Source organism: Hymenobacter sp. GOD-10R, from assembly GCF_035609205.1.
Classification (GTDB): Bacteria; Bacteroidota; Bacteroidia; order Cytophagales; family Hymenobacteraceae; genus Hymenobacter.
Genome location: NZ_CP141184.1, coordinates 1,281,386 through 1,298,643, shown reverse-complemented (window position 1 = coordinate 1,298,643; position 17,258 = coordinate 1,281,386). Strand labels below are relative to the sequence as shown.

Here is a 17,258-nt window from a genome sequence, read left to right as displayed (position 1 = left end):
TTGTAGTGACGATGGTCGGGTTGGTTGGCTGCCAGCCCGATTACGTCAATCTGCCTACCTTCTCGCCAGAACGCAAGCTGCTGCAAGCCGTCATCGAAACGCCTGCTGGTACCAATCATGAGATGATGTATGATCCGGCCAGCAAAGAGTTTCGAAGCCGTCAGCACGCTGGCACCGACTACGTCATCGAGTTCCTGCCTTTTCCTGGCAACTACGGCTTCATTCCAGGCACCTACACCACGCCGACACCTAGCTTTCCAGTTGGCAAGCCACAGTCGGTTCTTGTGCTTACCGAAAGCCAGCCTAGTGGTACTGTTTTGGAAATACTTCCCATTGGGTTACTAATACTGGAAGAAGGTGGCGTGCTGGAAAAAGTAATCTTAGCGGTGCCTTCCCGGCCTAGTCAGCAGATTCTGCCAGATATTACAACATGGGCCGCCCTACGGCAGCACTACCCAGCCGTACAGACTAGTTTGCGCCTGTGGTTTATGCATCATGGTCAGTTGGGCGCAGTGCATATCGTGGGGTGGAAAGATGAGCACGCCGCAGAGCAGCAGGTGCGCGAGGCTATGCAATAACCCGCAACTAGCCCTAAAAGGAAGAAGCCCCACCATAATGGCGGGGCTTCTTGTATAGATAAGTATAGCGTAACCTAACCTAGCTTTTAATTACTCAATCTTATTAGCGCGGTCTTTAACAGCTTCCAAGGCCACACGCATGTTGACAATGTCGGCGCGAGCGGCTTCTTGCTCTTTCAGGTTAGCATCGATCTGGTTGTTGTATTGGAGCAGTTCGGCTGCGTTCTGAGCTAGCTGCTGCTGAATTTCAACTTTACGTGCTTTGTTTTTCTCGATGTCCTTCTTGATCGTTTCAGCTTTAGCAATAACGGCAATGTGGTTGTTCTGCGAAGCTACCATCTGCTTTTCGGCTTCGGCTACCTGAACAGCCAAGTCTTCACGGTAGAGCATCCGGGCGAAATCTTTCAGGTACTTCTCACCGGCTTTCCACTGTACTGGAGTGGCTTCTTTGCTCAGGTAAGCGTTACCTAGGTCGATAGACCACCACACCGACGTACCTGTTGGCTGCGCATCTACCTTGCTGATAACCCGAATTGGTGTCTTAGAAATATCCTCAATTACAATACCATCGAGGCTATAAATACCTTTATCGCTTTTTAGCTTGCTACCAAACTGCGTGTTCAGCTGTTTCTGCCAAGATTCGTCCACTCGCTTGCTATCCAACTGAATGGTAACGCGTTGTCCTTTGCGAGGGATGCCTTTTACTGCCATGTCCGTTTCATCAACGGGTGACTTCTGTGCGTAGCCGGTTACCGTTAGCACGAACACCAGAAAAGAGAGGAGTACGCCTTTTTTCATAAAAATTTAAGTAATTGATTGAAAGTTAGTTGCAAAGAATGCTAGGTCTTCATTCAGGAGGACTTCTTTTCGGATTTAGCCATACTCATGCCACGTATGTGCATTAGTAACAGCTTTTGCCCTAGACAGTGGAATTTTATTAAATTCATTACAACGCATATATTATAAGTCCAAAAAACGGCGATTTTTCTTTTCACCATTTATATTGCTTAGCTGCCTGTCTCGTTGGGGCACCACACCCAGGGTAGCTAGGCTTTGAGGCCTATCATATTTCTAGTGCGTAGCCAGCACAGCAGCCTCCTTCTATGTCTTTATTTACTAAGAGCTGAAATTGACCGTAACTTGCAGGCCGCTCGAACAAAAGAGCTATCTATTGGTTCAGAAACGACTATGCAAGTCACTGTTTGTCGCACCGAGCATTTTAACGCTGCGCACCGTCTACACAATCCCGCTTGGAGCGCAGAGCAAAACCAGCAGGTATTTGGCAAGTGCAACAACCCCAATTACCACGGTCATAATTATGAACTGACTGTTCGCCTGACGGGCCCAATCGATCCGGACACGGGCTACGTCTACGACATGAAGAATCTGAGCAAGCTGGTGAAGCGCGAGATTCTGGATACCTTTGACCACCGAAATTTGAACCTTGACACGGAAGAATTCCGTGCCCTCAACCCTACGGCCGAAAATATTGCTATCGTGATTTGGCAGCGGTTGCGGCCACACCTAGCTCCGCACCTCGCCTTATCGGTCACGCTGTACGAAACCGACCGTAACTCTGTAGAATACCATGGATAAATCCGTGCCCACGGCGGCTACGGACGGCTCTGCTGTCCCAGTTGACGCTCACCTTGCTCCCGACTTACGCACGCCACTTCGTGCTGATGCATTTGCCTTGAGCGAAGAAGAAAAGATTGCTGGCATCGCCGAGCACTTTCGCGAAATCATGAACTTGTTGGGCCTCGACCTCAACGACGACAGCTTGAGTGGCACGCCCCGGCGCGTGGCAAAAATGTTTGTGCACGAGTGGTTCAAGGGGCTAGACCCAGCTCATCGGCCTGACGTGCGGCTTTTTGCCAACCGGTATCAGTACCAGCAGATGTTGGTGGAGCGCGACATCACGTTGTTTTCTTGCTGCGAGCACCACTTTGTGCCCATTATTGGCAAAGCGCACGTGGCCTATCTACCTGGCGAGCATGTGGTTGGTCTCTCGAAGCTAAACCGTGTGGTGCAGTATTACGCGCGGCGGCCGCAGGTGCAAGAGCGTCTGACCCGCCAAATTGCGGAAGAGCTTAAGCAAGCCCTAGGTACCGACGACGTAGCAGTACTCATTGAAGCTGACCACCTGTGCGTGATGAGCCGCGGCGTAAACGACACCAGCAGCAGTACACTTACGGCCGAATACGGCGGCGCTTTTGGCAAGAGCGACGCACTGCGTAGTGAATTCCTGCGCATGATTGGTAAGTAGTCTGCCGATCGACCGCCAGTTTTTAGGTTGAGTGCATTGCGTAGTTGGCAGATTGCTGTCTTGTGTTAGTTTGCGTCACGGTTCACTTTTCCGCAAGCTATTCCGTAGAACAGCTAGCTACTCATCAGAACAGCACAATAACCCACTGGCTTAGAAAAGAATGACGCGCAAAGTTCTTATTACGGGGGGTACGGGCCTTATTGGCTCCCGCTTGGCCGACATGCTCATTGATGCAGGCTACGACGTAGCCCTACTGAGTCGTCAAGCGAATACGGGGCGCTACCGGAGCTTCCGCTGGGATCCTAGCCGCGGCACAATCGACGAAGCAGCTATTCCTTACGCCGATTATCTCATTAACCTAGCTGGGGCAAGCGTATCGGAAGGAAAATGGACCACCGAGCGCAAGCGTGACATTATGGACAGCCGCTTGGGTGGCACCAATTTACTTTTTCGGGAGCTAGCCAAGAATAACCACCACGTCCAAGCATTTCTCTCGGCTTCGGCTATTGGTATTTACGGGGATAGTGGCGACCGACTCTTAGACGAGGAAACAGCGCCTGCTCCCTCGGAGGACTTTCTGGCGGACGTTTCTTATAAGTGGGAGCTAGCGGGCATGAAAGTGCATGACCTAGGTATTCGCACGGTAGTTATGCGCCTAGGTATTGTGCTGAGCCCTGAAGGAGGCGCCTTGCCGCAGCTAGCGCGCCCGATGAAGCTAGGGGCCGGGGTAGTACTCGGCTCGGGCAAGCAATACATGTCCTGGATTCACCTAGATGATGTCTGCCGTCTCTTCATTCAAGCCTTAGAGGAACCGCAGTGGCATGGCATTTATAACGCCGTGGCTCCTGGCCCCGTCACCAATCAGGAGTTCACAGAGACGCTGGCCAACGTGATGCATCGCCCTCTCGTCTTGCCCAAGGTTCCGGCTTTTGGCTTGAAACTCATGATGGGTGAGATGAGTGAAATTGTGCTGTATAGTCAGCGGGTGAGTGCCGAAAAGGTACTACACCAAGGCTTCAAGTTTGAATATCCTGACTTACAACCAGCACTAGAGTCCTTTTACGGGCAAGAAGAGTAGGTAGGTGCCGGACTATGAGGGTATTCTTACGCGTGATGTTGGTTGGGGCACTCATTGGGCTACTCTACCTCAATTGTAAGCTATACTACCAACCCCGAATTACAGAAGTAGTAGGCCGGCCGCTCAACCAAGAGTTAGTTCAACAACTATACTTCTTGAAAGAACGCTTGCACCAAGGTGCTGCTGCGGACATGCAGGAGGTATACCCAGAAGGATTTGTGTATGCCAATGTCCTCTACGGTCTGACTTGGATAGAATTGGCCAGCGGGGTTGCACCGACAACACCTTTGCACCAAGAAGCACTTAGCGAGTCGGCTTGGGCTATCAAAGCCATCAACTCGCCACAGGGCCGCATGCCATTCGACGAGGATTTGCCTTTGCCATATGGTGCTTATTATCAAGGCTGGTTTACCTACCTGCTAGGGCGGCATCTGGCAGCTCAAACACCAAAGCAGCGGGCGCCTCTTGATGTATTGTTGTTTGAGCAGCACTGCGCTCAGATAGCCAAGGCCTTGGCTAAAAGCCCAACACCTTACCTTGAATCGTACGCTGGCGCCGCTTGGCCGGCGGATGGAGTGATGTGTGTAGCAGCTTTGGCCTGGCACGACAGAATGTTTGCACCTCGCTATCAACGTGCTACTCATGATTGGTTAGCGAACGTCCGAACCCATCTTGATACGCTAGGAATGATTCCGCATCAAACTGATGCTTTAACAGGTAAGACGATAGAAGCCGCACGGGGTTCCTCACAAAGTCAGCTTCTGAATTTTCTATTTGAGATTGACTCAACCTACGCTCGTCATCATTTCAAGATCTACAGATCCCATTTTCTTACCTCTAGGTTCGGCTTACCGGGTTTGCGAGAGTCGGCCCAGGATCATGTAGCAGCAGAAGATATTGACTCTGGTCCTGTACTCCGCAGAGGGATGCCGAAAGCTTCCATTGTAGGGCGACGTACCATGCAGCTCTACGGTGACACGGTCACGGCTCTTGGTCTGCGCAATAGCGTGGAAGCTTTCGGCATCCCTCTGCGGAGTGGAGGGCAGAAACAATACATTTTCGGCGTGTTACCTATAGCCGATGCCTTTATTGCGTGGAGTAACTCGTTGGAAGTGAATCGGGCCCTATCCCTATCTAGCTCCAACAACTGGCGGTTCCGCTTTCAGGTACTTTCAGCGGTATTAGCAATAGGGGCACTTATCATCCTGCTTTTGCTTTCCCGCAAACCTAGCTCTTCGGACATGTAGGAGTTATTTCGCAAGCAAAGCGCGATCTAGGCCGCACTTTGCTTTATGAGCAAACCTTATATACTGTCCGGCACCGCAATAGCGCCGCTATTAATCCGCTCCAGCAAGTTGTCTGTCACAATAGAGTCGACAGCTTCGCTACGGCGCTGACGCGGCTCGGCAGGCGACACGCAGTTATACTTCTTCGTGATTTTGACCGATGGTTTCGGGAAGGGACCCATAGTAATATCGAGCGACTTGTCTTGGTAGAGCTTCTCCATATAGGTGCCGTAGATGGGCAACGCCATCCGGCCACCTTCCCCCTGTTGCGAGTTGGTAAAGTGAATGCTCCGATCTTCGCCTCCAACCCACACGCCGGTTACTAGGTCTTTGCTGACGCCCATGTACCAACCGTCGGAATAGTTGGAAGTGGTGCCGGTTTTGCCCCCAATCTGGTTGTTGTTCTTCCAAAGGTCGTACTCCCACAGCGCTTGCGAGGTACCGCCAGGCTCGTCCATACCGCCGCGCAACATGTAGAGCATGAGCCACGCCGTTTCGGGCGAAATAGCACGCTTCTGGCGGGGGTCAAACTGCTTGATAACGTTGCCGTTGCGGTCTTCGATGCGGGTAATGAACTGCGGTTCGCTGCGGAAACCACCGTTGACGAAGGTGCTATAGGCATCTACCATTTCGTACACGCTCACGTCGCCGGCCGAACCTAGGCCAATGCTCGGCACATCGAGCAGTTTGCTCTGAATACCAACTTTATGCGCGTATTGGGCCACGTTGTCCCAGCCTACTTTCTCGGTTAATTGGGCCGTGACGGAGTTGACGGAGCGGGCCATGGCGTGGCGCAAGGTCATGTTGGTGCCGGTGTAAGAACGCGTTACGTTCTTAGGCTGCCACTCCATGTCTTTGCCGTTCTCGATGTACTTGATAGTCACGCGCTCATCCCGAATTCGGTCGCAGGGCGAGTAGCCATTGTCAAGGGCGGTGAGGTACACGAACGGCTTGAAGGTAGAACCGGGCTGCCGCTTGCCTTGCTTGACGTGGTCGTACTTGAAAAAGCGGAAGTTGATCCCCCCTACCCACGCTTTTACCTGCCCCGTGAAGGGGTCCATGGTCATCATGCCTGCGTGCAAGAAGTGCTTGTAGTAAGCCAACGAATCGAGGGGTGACATCACCAGCGTTGTATCGCCGTCGCCTTTCCAAGTGAACACCTTAATGGGATGCTTAGCATGCAGGACCGAATCGAGGCGGGCGGGCTGCCCTTTATAGCGGTCAGCTAGCTCTTTGTAGAGCTCAGTGCGCTTGATTTGGGTTTCGATGAAGTTGGGAATCTCGTGGCCGTCATCGTCTACCCAAGGGTTGCCACCGCGGTTGCGCCAGAACCGGTCAAACTGCTGTTGCAACGCCTTCATGCGCTTCTGCAAGGCTTCTTCGGCGTGCTCCTGCATGCGCGAGTCGATGGTAGTGTAGATGCGCAGACCGTCGCGGTACATATCGTACCCATTCCGCTCGCACCAGTCGTTTACAAACTGTCCTACCGCCCCACGGAAGTACGTGTCAGGACCGTCGATGTGCTTTACTACTTTATAATCTAGGGCAATGGGCAGCTTCTGCAACGAGTCGACGGCTCCCGCTCTTAGGAACCTAGCTTGCCCCATGCGTTCCAGCACCACGTTGCGACGCTTCAGGGCGCTTTCGGGGTGAAACTTGGGATTGTACGCTGTGGGGTTGTTCAACACGCCCACCAGCATGGCCGCTTCCTCGGGCTTGAGGCTGTCGGGCGAGGTGTTAAAAAATGTTTTGGCAGCTACTTTAATACCGAAGGCCTCGGAACCATACTCAACGGTGTTGAGGTACATCCGCAGGATTTCCTCCTTGGTGTAGCGCCGCTCCAGTTCGACAGCCGTCAACCATTCTTTGGTTTTGCTGATGAGGGTGCTCACAACCGGAATATGACCTAGGGCGCCACGTGTCTCGCCGCGGCGGGTTTTGTAGAGGTTTTTAGCTAGCTGCTGCGTAATGGTACTGCCGCCCCGCTTGTCGCCCTGCAAAACGGCGTATACGGAGCCCAGAATTGCTTGTGGATCGATACCCGAATGCTTGTAGTAGCGGATATCTTCGGTTGCAATGAGCGCCTTAATCAGGAGCGGCGAAATTTGGTTGTACGGCACTGGCGAGCGGTTCTCCCGGAAGTAGGTACCAATCAGCACATTATCAGAGGTGTACAGCTCGGAAGGCTGCTCGACTTTCGGGTTCTCCAACTCCTCCAAGCTCGGCGACTTGCCGAACAGGAACAAGAAGTTGGTGCTTACCAGAATAGGATATAGCAGAAACAAGCCGGCCCCTATCACAAACGCGGCCCAGACAGCGCGCGAAAGTCTATTAGGCCAACGCCGTTTGGGCGTTTCATCTGTTTTCAAGGTATTGGGAGCAGACATGCAGAACGTGTTGGGAGCCAGCCAGAGCCATAAGCTCCGTTAACGGAGGGGCAAATATATCAGTTAGCTGCGGGTCGCGACTTTTCCGGAGCTAGCTTACGCAAATAGTCCCCCTAAACTGCAAAGACCTAACGAACAGTTTCCGTTACTCCAACTAACGCAATAGAGTTCTGCCAAGCCTAACCTGCAACTCTTTCTCTATCCCAAAACCGAGCGCTACTCCCACGCTATAACACGCTAGGTCGCTCCACAGAAAGCCATGCCCAAGCACCAAGCTACCAAGCGTTGTGTTGCGCCGCCAGTCGAGCCAGGGAGCATGATAAAGCTGGCTAATTTCGATGCTAAACGCGAAAACAAGCGCCCTGTTGGCTACCCAGCGGCTAGGTTTCTTGATGAATACAACCCTGATCAGCCAAAACACGAGCGTCGCCCACAGGGTGTCGCCGGCGTAGGTGCTGATGAAGGTGGGCAAGAAGGCGCCGTATTTCCGGGAAGCTAGGCCAAGCAGCGTAGTGAGAATGATTGGAAGAAGGTAGTATTTTCTTTCGGGGAGCGCCCTGACATTACGCATGACCTGTTCTTCCATTTTTTGCTGGGGTATCAAAATAATGCTTCGCTTACTAGCACGCCAATACCTACCGCAGCAGCGGCCGTAGCCCCAGTAGCTCCCATAAAACCTAGGATTGCGGCCAACCGCCACGTGGTATTCCACGGCTCGCAGCTGATGGTGTTGGCTACGCGCCAAGCTAGGTTCGCGGCCATCCAGGCCAAGGAAGCTAGGCTAGCCAAAGCAGCTCCAGCGAAAAAGTGCTCAGCATGTGGCGTATTCGGCCAGACTTCCTTCTTTAATATAAGGTTCGCTACGGCGAATACCAGCGCGGCGACTAGCCACCAGAATGCAACAGGGGTCAGGCGCAGCACTCGTTGCAGAAACCGGCTTAACTGAGTGGAAACGGGTACGGACGCTTCGGTTATCGTCGTTTTCATGGCAGCAACGTCAAAAAGGCCAGTGCCAGCCTTTGGTTAGAATGGTTAGGGCGAGCCAACCGGCAAATGCTAGGCAAACCAAATGAAAGGACACGCACAGCCAGAAAACAAAGTGGTGTTTCCAAAACTGGGCTTTATCGACAGGGCCAGCTTCTTCTAAGTGCGGCAAAGCCAATGGCAGCGTAGCCCAGTACAGTACAGCCGCATTGGTCAGCAGTAACATGGCGCTGATGGCCGCTGCCCCTAGCCAAGCATCCCAGAAAGTGGCGTAGGCATCGAGGTCGGCGCTACCGGAGCGGTACCAAACAGGAATCTGTGCCCATACCCACAGCAAAGCTATGTTGCCGACGAGCACACCTAGGCTCAGGCCAGGCAGCGGCGCTTGGGCCTGCTTGCTCTTTGACAAGGAAGAAAACAGCGCCATCTCACTGGGCCCAGCTAGGTTGCACGCGTTGGCTGGCACTCCAGCTAGCCCTAGGTTGCTCCGCCAGCACGATGGGTTGCTGGCCCCGGATGGTGATGCGTTCCACTTGCCGCTGCATGGTCTCGGCCCAAAGCCATTTGCTCCATACTGCGTTGGCGAAGGTGAAGAAGCCGTAGCCGCCCGCCCGCATCGTGCGGAAGTAGCTCACCCACACCACCACGATGGTGCCGGCCAATAGCCCGCCGTAAGCTTTCCGCACCAGCCAATTTCGAAACCGGCTGCGCCCTTGAGTTATCTGGTGGAGTGTGAAGCATTGAAAGTTGAGGTGCATCTCCTCATCGGCTAGGATGCGCAGACAAATCTGTTGGAGCAAGCCCGCGTACGTAGCCTGGAATAAGGCGCGGTAGTACACTGAGGCAATGAGTTCGGCCGTGAGAATCACGCGCACCGTGTTTTCTAGGTTGATTTGCCGCCGTAGCCACTGGAAAACCCGATCAAGCCCATGTGCTTGCAGACGCGGTATGTTTTCCCGGTCTAGGTAGGTGCCCAACACGGCGGCGTGGTCATGCTCCTCTTGCAGGAACAAATCGAGGGTCGAGGCGTAGCTGGCATCGGCTAGCTGCTGCGCTTGCTGGCGAAAATGCTTTCCTTCGGAGCTTTCCCCCTTTTGGAAGTGCTGAATAGAGCGGCGAACAGCGCGCTTTTCGCGGTCGGTGAGTTCGTAAGAATCGTCCCACCCTAGGTCGTCGAGATGGTTTTGGTTGGCGCGGAAGTACGCAGCCCAGTCTTGGAAAGTCATGGAGTCAGTTAGTTAAAGAACGTCAGACCTATTTGGGCAAGCTCTCCGCCATAGCGGTTGGCAGCACTAGCTGAGCGTGGGCAGTCCGGCTAGAGGTTCGCGGCTTCGTGGCTAGGTCGTGACGGCGCAGCACATCGTAGGCTTGGGCATCGGCGTAGATCCAGCTTTTCCAGGTATGCTCAGCGCGGTAGTCGTGTAGCCAGTTGGCCACCCGCTGATCCAATAGTTGCTGAGCCTGTTGGGCACTCACGGAATCAACGGTTCCGCTGGCGTTTTCCCGCCGCAGGTTGGGAATCTGGGCCAGCACAGCCCGCTTCTCCACGAGTTCGGGCAGCATCCGGCCGGGCATGTTCAGCAGGAAACCTAGGTCTAACGTGCTAAAGCGCGTCTGCAGATTATAGCGAGCTATCCAGGTTTCCCAGTTGCCACCGGCTAGGAGCAGGAGCACCGCGTAGGTGGCCAACGCATTGAGGCGCACCAAGGAATAAGCCGAACGACGCTGCCAGATTTTAAGCAGAATAGTACCTAGCCCAAACAACGTCAGCAGCAGAAAGCCATACACCCCGATGCGCTTGTAAGCCAGGCCCATGTGCAGGATGTAGTAATAGTTACGCAGCCCAACCGACACAGCTAATACCGCATTCTGCACCACCCACACCGTAGCCCCGAGGCGCAGCCAACGTAAACCCGGCGCGTAGAAGTTGAGGTTGCGCCGAAAGAACCACAGCACGATGCCCATCGCCACCAGAATGCTCAGGATGAGCACGTACGTGCCCTCATGCACAAACTGCGTCAGGTTGAACCCAGCCTCCGGCTCAAAGCCAAACCAGATCCAATTGATGTCAACGAGGTTCTCAACAAGCAGCAGCACATTTACCAGCCCAAACACGGCCAAGGCAGCTAGGTACTCTTTGCGCAGATCGAGCAGGTGGAAACGCTTGGCGTTGAAATCGGGCTGACGCACAGCGAAGGATGCCACCCGATTGCGCTGCCGCCGCACAAACTCGCCGAAGCGCGACTCATGATCGGCGAAGAAATGGATAGGCACGATGATGAGCACACTTGTGGTGAGGCCCAGGCCAAGCAGAAAAAACAACACGTGCGGTACGGAAAGCTGCTCGAACACCCAGGCAAACCAGTCGCCTACCATGGCGAGGAAGCTAGCGGTCAGGGCATCGTAACGCGGGTTGGCGAGGCTAAACAGCACGTGAAACAGCACCAACAGCCCCACAGGAATCAAAAACAGCCGTGCATAAAACCGTACTCGCCTCATCCACAGGTTAGTAGATTGCGGTGGCTCCAGCTGGTTGATTACGGCTGGTACAGCACGGCCTAGGTTCCCCAGCGCCGTGAATAGTGCATAAGCTACCAGCTTCACATCCGGTTGGTTGACGTAGCCCAGCATCATCGTCAGCGATGCCACGCAGGCTAGCTTCGCCACAAAGGAGCCGTAGAGCGCTACCAACCCGGCACTAAGCAGCGTACCCACGAGCGCCATCTGGAAGTAGCCGGAGCGCCACACAGGTGCATGGCGCGGCAACGTAGCCACCACTGCCACTACCACAAAAAGGGTGTATAGCAGCAAGTTGAGGCCTGTCTGCTCCTGCCAGAATAGAAAGTCAAACAGCACTGCGCCGAGAGGCAGCAACAGTTTTTGCAAAGAAGTAAGTGGAAAGCGCATAGAATTATTTTAAAGTACTTTGTATTTCAAAGTTTAGAAGCAAAAAAAAGATCAGCTTTCTCCTTTCAGCAATTTTTCAAGGGCATTCAGGTGCTCTTGGAAGGCTTGTTTACCTTCCGTGCTGGCGGTGTAGGTGGTGTTGGGCTTTTTGCCCACAAACTGTTTGCTGACGGTGACATAGCCAGCTTTTTCCAGCGCCGCCACGTGGCTAGCTAGGTTGCCGTCTGTCAGGTCGAGGGCGTCTTTCAAGTCGTTGAAGCTCACGGTATCGTTAGCCATCAGCACCGCCATAACGCCCAACCGTACGCGGTGGTCGAACGCCTTATTGAGCGTATGAATGAGGTGCTTCACGATTGAGCGATGCGTTCGTAACGATTGTACATGAGCAGGCCGTAACCGATGTGGCACAGGCCAAAGCCGAGGGCAAAGAACGCCAATCCGAAGCCGGGCAGCAACGTTGCCACCAAACCTAGGGCAATTTCGGTGAGCCCAAGCAGCCGAATTTCGTCGAGCGTGTACTTGCTGGCATTGAGCAAAGCCACTCCGTAGAACAGCAGCATACCCGGTACCACCATGCCCAGCGCTGACTTCAAGTAGAGCTGTAGGCAAAACAAACCACCCGCCACCAGCGGGATGGCTAAGCTCAACACTAAGCGCCGACCTAGGCTGCTCCACAGCACAGCGCCGTCTTGCTTCGCTCTGCGCTGGGTGAAGTAGAACGCCACCACGAGCGCAAACAGAATGATGGCCGTAGCAAGCCCCAGCAGAAACGGCAAAGCCACCATGCGTTGGCCTTGGTCGCTGTTTAGGAGACGGTAAAAACCTTGCTCACCATATTGCTCGCGCAAGTACAAATGTCCAATACCAGCGCCTACCAAGGCAACTACCCCCGCTCCTACCCCCGACAGGCCGCTGAGCGAAATAAACCGGGAAGAGCGCTCCATGATGGCGCGAATCTCTGTGAGCTGGGCAAGTGGATCGGTGGCAGGCTTCATATATTTAAAAAGCACTTTGTGGTACAAAGCTGATTCTATTTTATCGCTTTTGCAACTGGTCTCAGCAAATTTATTTCTGCTTATTCCCGGCAATAGTGTCGTACTAAGTGCTTTCTGTTGCGGCAGCAATAAGCAATTATTATAAATGCAAAATATTTTATCTAGCAGGAAAACCGTTTCGTCGGCTACTCCCGTATGTATGTCTGACTAGCGCGAAGCTATCCTCCGCTGGTCAGCTACCTTATTTATATCTCATTACTTACCTGCAAAGCCGTGTTTTATCTCTCACTTCAATTTTGCCCTCCCCTATGGCAAAGCGTTATGAAATCACCCGCGATTCACTAAAACACACCCTCTCACTTTGGGTACTCAGTAACCTAGGTGGCACTCTTATTTTAGCTATTAAGTTTTCTTTAGGTCGGCTCGACGATGTTATTATCGCCCTGGTAAGTGGGTGTGTCGCCGCTGTCCTATCCTTGTTTGTTTTGCCGCTGTGGATTCCATTTTTCTCGGCTATCAACTGCGTCGAATGTCGCCGGGTACAATACCTGGTAATGCTGTCGGGTAGCGTGTTATTCTACTTTATGGCAAACATCCTGCTGCTGTGCTTCTTTCCCCTAGGCACCTTGGATGGCGTGATGGAGCTGACCTTCCCCTATTTGCTCTCGGCCATTGTCACCATCACGTATTTGTACCGCATCGTACTGCCCCTGCCGGTGGGCCCACCAAACGTTGATTACTTCACGCTGACTGAAGAGCAGCGCGCTCATTTCTTCAAATAGCCTTTTGTCGGCGGCCTGCTTGCAGCTTAGCTAGGTTGTAGGCAGGCCACCGTTTTTGCCAAAGCCAGGCAGCGCAACTAGGTCAGTGGCTTTCTGGTGCACTGGCATCTTAGACCTAGCAAGGGCATCTCTCGTACTTTCGAGGGTGAAACTTCGTCTCCATCTCTTCGAATTTGAGGATTTACCCTGGTTCCCCAGCACAATACGCGCGGGTATGATGGACTATTTGCGCTTCATGATCAGTCATCTGCGCATCTATAGCTCCATTGTACCGCTGCTGCAAGAGGCACTACGCGCTACTAGCCAACGGCAAATTGTGGAGCTAGGTGCGGGAGCCGGCGGGGGCACCGAAGGTGTTTCGCGGGCTTTGCGCACGGCTCCCGACTTGCACGACGTACGCACGGTGCTAACGGATCTGTACCCACAGCCCGACGCCTGGCAGCAGTTAGCAGCTCAGGCTGACACGGGTATTGCCTACGAAACTGCGCCCGTCGATGCCCTAGCCGTGCCGCCACACCTCACGGGGTTTCGAACCATTTTCTCAGCCTTTCATCATTTTGCGCCGCCCGCCGCTGAAGCCATGCTTGCCGACGCTGTTCGGCAGCGCTCGGGTATTGGAGTGTTTGAGGGAGCCGGTAAGCATTGGCACGAACTCCTGCTAGCCTGGACAGTTTTGCCGGTGCTTCAGTTGCTGGCTACCCCTTTTATGCCCCCTTTCCGGCTCAGCCGGCTCTTCTTCACCTACATCGTTCCGCTGGTGCCACTCTGCACCATCTGGGATGGCACCGTGTCAATTTTACGCATGTACCCACCCGAGCAGCTCCTAGCCCTGGCTCATCGCGCCGACCCCGGTGGGAGCTTCGAGTGGCAAGCAGGCAAAGCGCGGCATTGGTCTGGCTCGCAGGTAACGTATTTGGTGGGCTGGCCCAAGCAGACGGGCACCGCAAAGTAGATAGGACCTTGTACTTTCGCTCATGTCCTTTGCTGCCTACCGTCGCGCGCTACCGCTCCTACGCATCCCATTCTCGGTTTACCTGATGCCTGTGTTCTGGTTTGGGCTCAGCGCCTTACGCGGACCGATTGATGGCTTGCGAGCCGTCGGCGTGTTTATCGTGCTGCACGTGCTAGCCTATCCAGCTTCCAACGGCTACAACTCTTACTATGACCGCGACGAGGGCAGTATTGGTGGATTAAAGCAGCCGCCGAAAGTTTCAGAAGAGCTCATTCATTTGGTGTGGTTGTTCGATGCTTTGGCCGTGCTAGGTGCCATGCTGCTGAGCTGGCCATTCGCTGTTATGGTGGCCGTGTACCTAGCTATTTCTAAAGCCTACAGCTACGAAGGTATTCGGCTCAAGAAGTATCCTTTGGTTAGTACGCTAGTGGTGGTGGTGTTTCAGGGCGCTTTCACGTTTCTGATGACGCAGGTTGGGGTGGGTGCGGCTTATGCGCAAATGACGCAGCCGACCAATTTACTCCTGGCCTTAGTAAGCACGCTGTTTCTGTGCGGCTCTTACCCGCTCACGCAAGTGTACCAGCACACCGAAGATCGGCAGCGCGGCGACCAAACCTTGAGCCTGTTGCTAGGTATTCGCGGCACGTTTGTATTTGCCGCCATTGGCTTGCTGCTAGGTGCAATGGTGCTGGCTTTCACGTACTGGCAGCGCCAAGAATTGCGCAATCTTATCATCTTCCTGATAGCCACTGTGCCGGTCGTGGCCTTATTCAATAACTGGGCTTGGCAAGTATGGCGCAACCCCGCTGCCGCTAACTTCGAGCACACCATGCGCATGAACCAGGTTTCGTCCTTGTGCCTGAGTGCGGCTTTTATCACGATGCTAGTGTGGCAGCACCTGTACTAGGTTGTTTAACATGCGCCTGCCGGTCGGACACCTAGGGCGTCCGACCGGTTGCTGCAAGAACAATGCTCGTGGGCTTAACTCGTGCAGGCGTCCGACCGGCAGGCGCACGTCGTTTAACGATACGCGGAGCAGGAGCTTCGCGCTGCATTCTTAGGAGGGCTAAAAGACCTTTTGGTAGACATTTAGCGTGACCTCGGCCTCTGAATACGCAGGAATGATAATATCCTACACAGGGTCGAAAAAATGATAGAGGTATTGGGCCTTATTGTGGTGTTACTTAGCCGCAGTAAAAAACCCATCCTGTTCATGAAAAAATACGCCGCCTCACTTTTCATTTCAGCAGCTTCATTAGCAGCGCCTTCGGTAGCACTGGCGCAGTATCCTCAGATCCCGCCGGATGTTCAGAAGGCGTCCAATGACATGATGAAGGAGGAGTTACGTCAGTCTAATATTGCTTGGCAGAAGGCGTATCCGATCATCAAAAAGGAGGCGCGCGAAGGTAAGCCCTACATTCCGTGGGCTGCTCGCCCCATTGATTTGCCCCAGTCGCCACTCTTGGCATTTCCGGGCGCAGAAGGTGGTGGCGCACATTCCTTCGGCGGTCGGGGTGGAAAGGTATACGTGGTGACGAGCCTCGAAGACCGTGGCCCCGGCACGTTGCGTGAAGCCTGCGAACAGGGTGGCGCCCGCACGATTGTGTTCAACGTGGCCGGTATTATCCGCCTGAAAAGCCCTCTGATTATCCGGGCTCCTTACATTACTATTGCTGGTCAAACCGCCCCCGGTGACGGCATTTGCGTGGCGGGCGAGTCGGTCTGGATTAATACCCACGACGTGGTGATCCGCTACATGCGCTTCCGCCGGGGTGAAACCAACGTGGGGCGCCGCGACGACTCCATTGGCGGCAACCCCGTGGGCAACATCATCATCGACCACGTGTCGGCGAGCTGGGGCCTCGATGAGAACATGTCGATGTACCGCCACATGTACAACGATAGCACTGGCATTGCCGAACAGAAGCTAGGTACGGTGAACATCACGATTCAAAACTCCATTTTCTCGGAGGCCCTCGATACTTGGAACCATGCCTTTGGCAGCACGCTGGGCGGCGAGAACTGCACGTTCATGCGCAACCTGTGGGCCGATAACGCCGGTCGTAATCCGTCGATTGGTTGGAACGGTGTTTTCAACTTCGCCAACAACGTCATGTTCAACTGGGTGCACCGCTCTACCGACGGCGGCGACTACCGGGCGATGTACAATATTATCAACAACTACTACAAGCCGGGCCCGCAAACACCGAAGGATTCGCCAATTGGGTATCGCATCCTCAAGCCGGAATCGGGCCGCAGCAAGCTAGGGTATCAGGTATATGGCCGCGCATACGTGGCGGGCAACATCATGGAAGGCCATGATGCTGTGACCAAAGACAACTGGAACGGTGGCGTGCAAGTGGAGGAAATGCCGAATGCCGGCAAATACACCGCTGACATCAAGACGAACCAGCCGTTGCCCATGCCCGACATCACCATCATCCCCACTGAAAAGGCCTACGACTACGTGCTCGAAAACGCTGGCGCGACCCTGCCCAAGCGTGACCCTGTTGATACGCGCGTAATTGAGCAAGTGCGCACGGGCAAGATTGCCTACAAAGAAGGCGTGCCGCTACCCACGACGCAGTTCAAGCACCGCCGTTTGCCCATCGATTCCTACAAAACTGGTATCATCACCGACCCCATTCAAGTAGGCGGCTACCCGACCTACGCTGGCACGCCCTACGAAGATTCTGACAAGGACGGCATGCCTGATTCGTACGAGAAGAAGCACGGCCTCGACCCCAAAAACCCAAGTGATGCTAGTCAGGTGAAAGGCAAAGAGGGTTACACCAACATCGAGAACTACCTGAACAGCGTGGTACCACTGAAGCAAGTGCAGCCCTCCGCATCCAAGTCGCTTAGCAAGAAATCAAACCGGAGTAAGGACACCAACTCGACGGCCTCGGGTGCTTTCTTGAGCCGCAACTAAGCTAGCACCTAGCTACCTACTTACCATACCCTTCGTGCACGTGTTCTGCTTAGTTCGGCAGGACACGTTCATTTTCAGGGAAGTTTTAATTCGGGAGTGTGGCAAACGTAA

18 protein-coding genes are annotated in these 17,258 nt (G+C 53.9%); 9 read left to right on the top strand and 9 right to left on the bottom strand.

All coding sequences use genetic code 11. The features are described from left to right. Nucleotides 1-11: 11 nt before the first annotated feature. Nucleotides 12-578: an inorganic diphosphatase gene (locus SD425_RS05400; RefSeq protein ID WP_324676200.1), complete on the top strand. Its 567-nt coding sequence runs from the start codon at nucleotides 12-14 to the stop codon at nucleotides 576-578. Nucleotides 579-668: 90 nt separating this feature from the next. Here SD425_RS05400 and SD425_RS05395 read toward each other — a convergent pair whose 3' ends face one another. Further along, on the bottom strand, nucleotides 669-1,376 hold the full coding sequence (locus SD425_RS05395; RefSeq protein WP_324676198.1) for a hypothetical protein: 708 nt from the start codon (nucleotides 1,374-1,376) through the stop codon (nucleotides 669-671). Between the two features lie 390 nt (nucleotides 1,377-1,766). Here SD425_RS05395 and SD425_RS05390 point away from each other — a divergent pair, with 390 nt between their 5' ends. The 4 genes from SD425_RS05390 (at nucleotide 1,767) to SD425_RS05375 (ending at nucleotide 5,169) form a co-directional block, all read left to right on the top strand. Further along, nucleotides 1,767-2,174, top strand: a complete 408-nt coding sequence (locus tag SD425_RS05390) for a 6-pyruvoyl trahydropterin synthase family protein (RefSeq protein WP_324676195.1) — start codon at nucleotides 1,767-1,769, stop codon at nucleotides 2,172-2,174. Further along, nucleotides 2,167-2,844, top strand: coding sequence for a GTP cyclohydrolase I FolE (gene folE / locus SD425_RS05385; RefSeq protein ID WP_324676193.1), 678 nt, complete (start codon nucleotides 2,167-2,169; stop codon nucleotides 2,842-2,844). The genes SD425_RS05390 and folE overlap by 8 nt, the downstream gene beginning before the upstream one ends. Before the next feature lie 160 nt (nucleotides 2,845-3,004). Further along, the gene (locus SD425_RS05380) at nucleotides 3,005-3,922 is read left to right on the top strand and encodes a TIGR01777 family oxidoreductase (RefSeq protein ID WP_324676191.1); all 918 of its coding nucleotides are present in this window, start codon (nucleotides 3,005-3,007) and stop codon (nucleotides 3,920-3,922) included. A 14-nt stretch (nucleotides 3,923-3,936) separates the two neighbouring features. Continuing rightward, the gene (locus SD425_RS05375; RefSeq protein WP_324676189.1) at nucleotides 3,937-5,169 is read left to right on the top strand and encodes a hypothetical protein; all 1,233 of its coding nucleotides are present in this window, start codon (nucleotides 3,937-3,939) and stop codon (nucleotides 5,167-5,169) included. Nucleotides 5,170-5,225: 56 nt separating this feature from the next. On the opposite strand, the gene SD425_RS05370 is transcribed toward SD425_RS05375, so the two are convergent. The 8 genes from SD425_RS05370 to SD425_RS05335 form a co-directional block, all read right to left on the bottom strand. Beyond that, nucleotides 5,226-7,595 carry a transglycosylase domain-containing protein gene (locus SD425_RS05370; RefSeq protein ID WP_324676187.1) on the bottom strand — a complete coding sequence of 790 codons (2,370 nt, stop codon included), beginning with the start codon at nucleotides 7,593-7,595 and terminating at the stop codon, nucleotides 5,226-5,228. 154 nt (nucleotides 7,596-7,749) lie between these two features. Continuing rightward, nucleotides 7,750-8,181, bottom strand: coding sequence for a DUF2809 domain-containing protein (locus SD425_RS05365; protein ID WP_324676185.1), 432 nt, complete (start codon nucleotides 8,179-8,181; stop codon nucleotides 7,750-7,752). Between the two features lie 14 nt (nucleotides 8,182-8,195). Then, nucleotides 8,196-8,582 carry a hypothetical protein gene (locus tag SD425_RS05360; RefSeq protein WP_324676183.1) on the bottom strand — a complete coding sequence of 129 codons (387 nt, stop codon included), beginning with the start codon at nucleotides 8,580-8,582 and terminating at the stop codon, nucleotides 8,196-8,198. 10 nt (nucleotides 8,583-8,592) lie between these two features. Beyond that, nucleotides 8,593-9,006 carry a hypothetical protein gene (locus SD425_RS05355; RefSeq protein WP_324676181.1) on the bottom strand — a complete coding sequence of 138 codons (414 nt, stop codon included), beginning with the start codon at nucleotides 9,004-9,006 and terminating at the stop codon, nucleotides 8,593-8,595. 1 nt (nucleotide 9,007) lies between these two features. Beyond that, on the bottom strand, nucleotides 9,008-9,805 hold the full coding sequence (locus tag SD425_RS05350; protein ID WP_324676179.1) for a ferritin-like domain-containing protein: 798 nt from the start codon (nucleotides 9,803-9,805) through the stop codon (nucleotides 9,008-9,010). A 28-nt stretch (nucleotides 9,806-9,833) separates the two neighbouring features. Further along, nucleotides 9,834-11,486: a DUF4173 domain-containing protein gene (locus tag SD425_RS05345; protein ID WP_324676177.1), complete on the bottom strand. Its 1,653-nt coding sequence runs from the start codon at nucleotides 11,484-11,486 to the stop codon at nucleotides 9,834-9,836. A 51-nt stretch (nucleotides 11,487-11,537) separates the two neighbouring features. Then, nucleotides 11,538-11,837, bottom strand: coding sequence for a transcriptional regulator (locus SD425_RS05340; protein WP_324676175.1), 300 nt, complete (start codon nucleotides 11,835-11,837; stop codon nucleotides 11,538-11,540). Further along, entirely contained in the window at nucleotides 11,834-12,481 is a 648-nt protein-coding gene (locus SD425_RS05335) for a hypothetical protein (RefSeq protein WP_324676173.1), read from the bottom strand. Before SD425_RS05335 ends, SD425_RS05340 begins: the two co-directional genes overlap by 4 nt. A 308-nt stretch (nucleotides 12,482-12,789) precedes the next feature. Between SD425_RS05335 and SD425_RS05330 the strand changes: the two genes are divergently transcribed. From SD425_RS05330 to SD425_RS05315, 4 genes are all read left to right on the top strand, one after another. Next, on the top strand, nucleotides 12,790-13,263 hold the full coding sequence (locus tag SD425_RS05330; RefSeq protein WP_324676171.1) for a hypothetical protein: 474 nt from the start codon (nucleotides 12,790-12,792) through the stop codon (nucleotides 13,261-13,263). Between the two features lie 214 nt (nucleotides 13,264-13,477). Continuing rightward, entirely contained in the window at nucleotides 13,478-14,215 is a 738-nt protein-coding gene (locus SD425_RS05325; RefSeq protein WP_324676169.1) for a class I SAM-dependent methyltransferase, read from the top strand. Nucleotides 14,216-14,237: 22 nt separating this feature from the next. Continuing rightward, nucleotides 14,238-15,122 (top strand): UbiA family prenyltransferase, encoded by an 885-nt coding sequence (locus tag SD425_RS05320; protein WP_324676167.1) that lies wholly within the window; start codon nucleotides 14,238-14,240, stop codon nucleotides 15,120-15,122. 306 nt (nucleotides 15,123-15,428) lie between these two features. Continuing rightward, on the top strand, nucleotides 15,429-17,147 hold the full coding sequence (locus tag SD425_RS05315) for a polysaccharide lyase (RefSeq protein WP_324676165.1): 1,719 nt from the start codon (nucleotides 15,429-15,431) through the stop codon (nucleotides 17,145-17,147). Nucleotides 17,148-17,258: the final 111 nt, after the last annotated feature.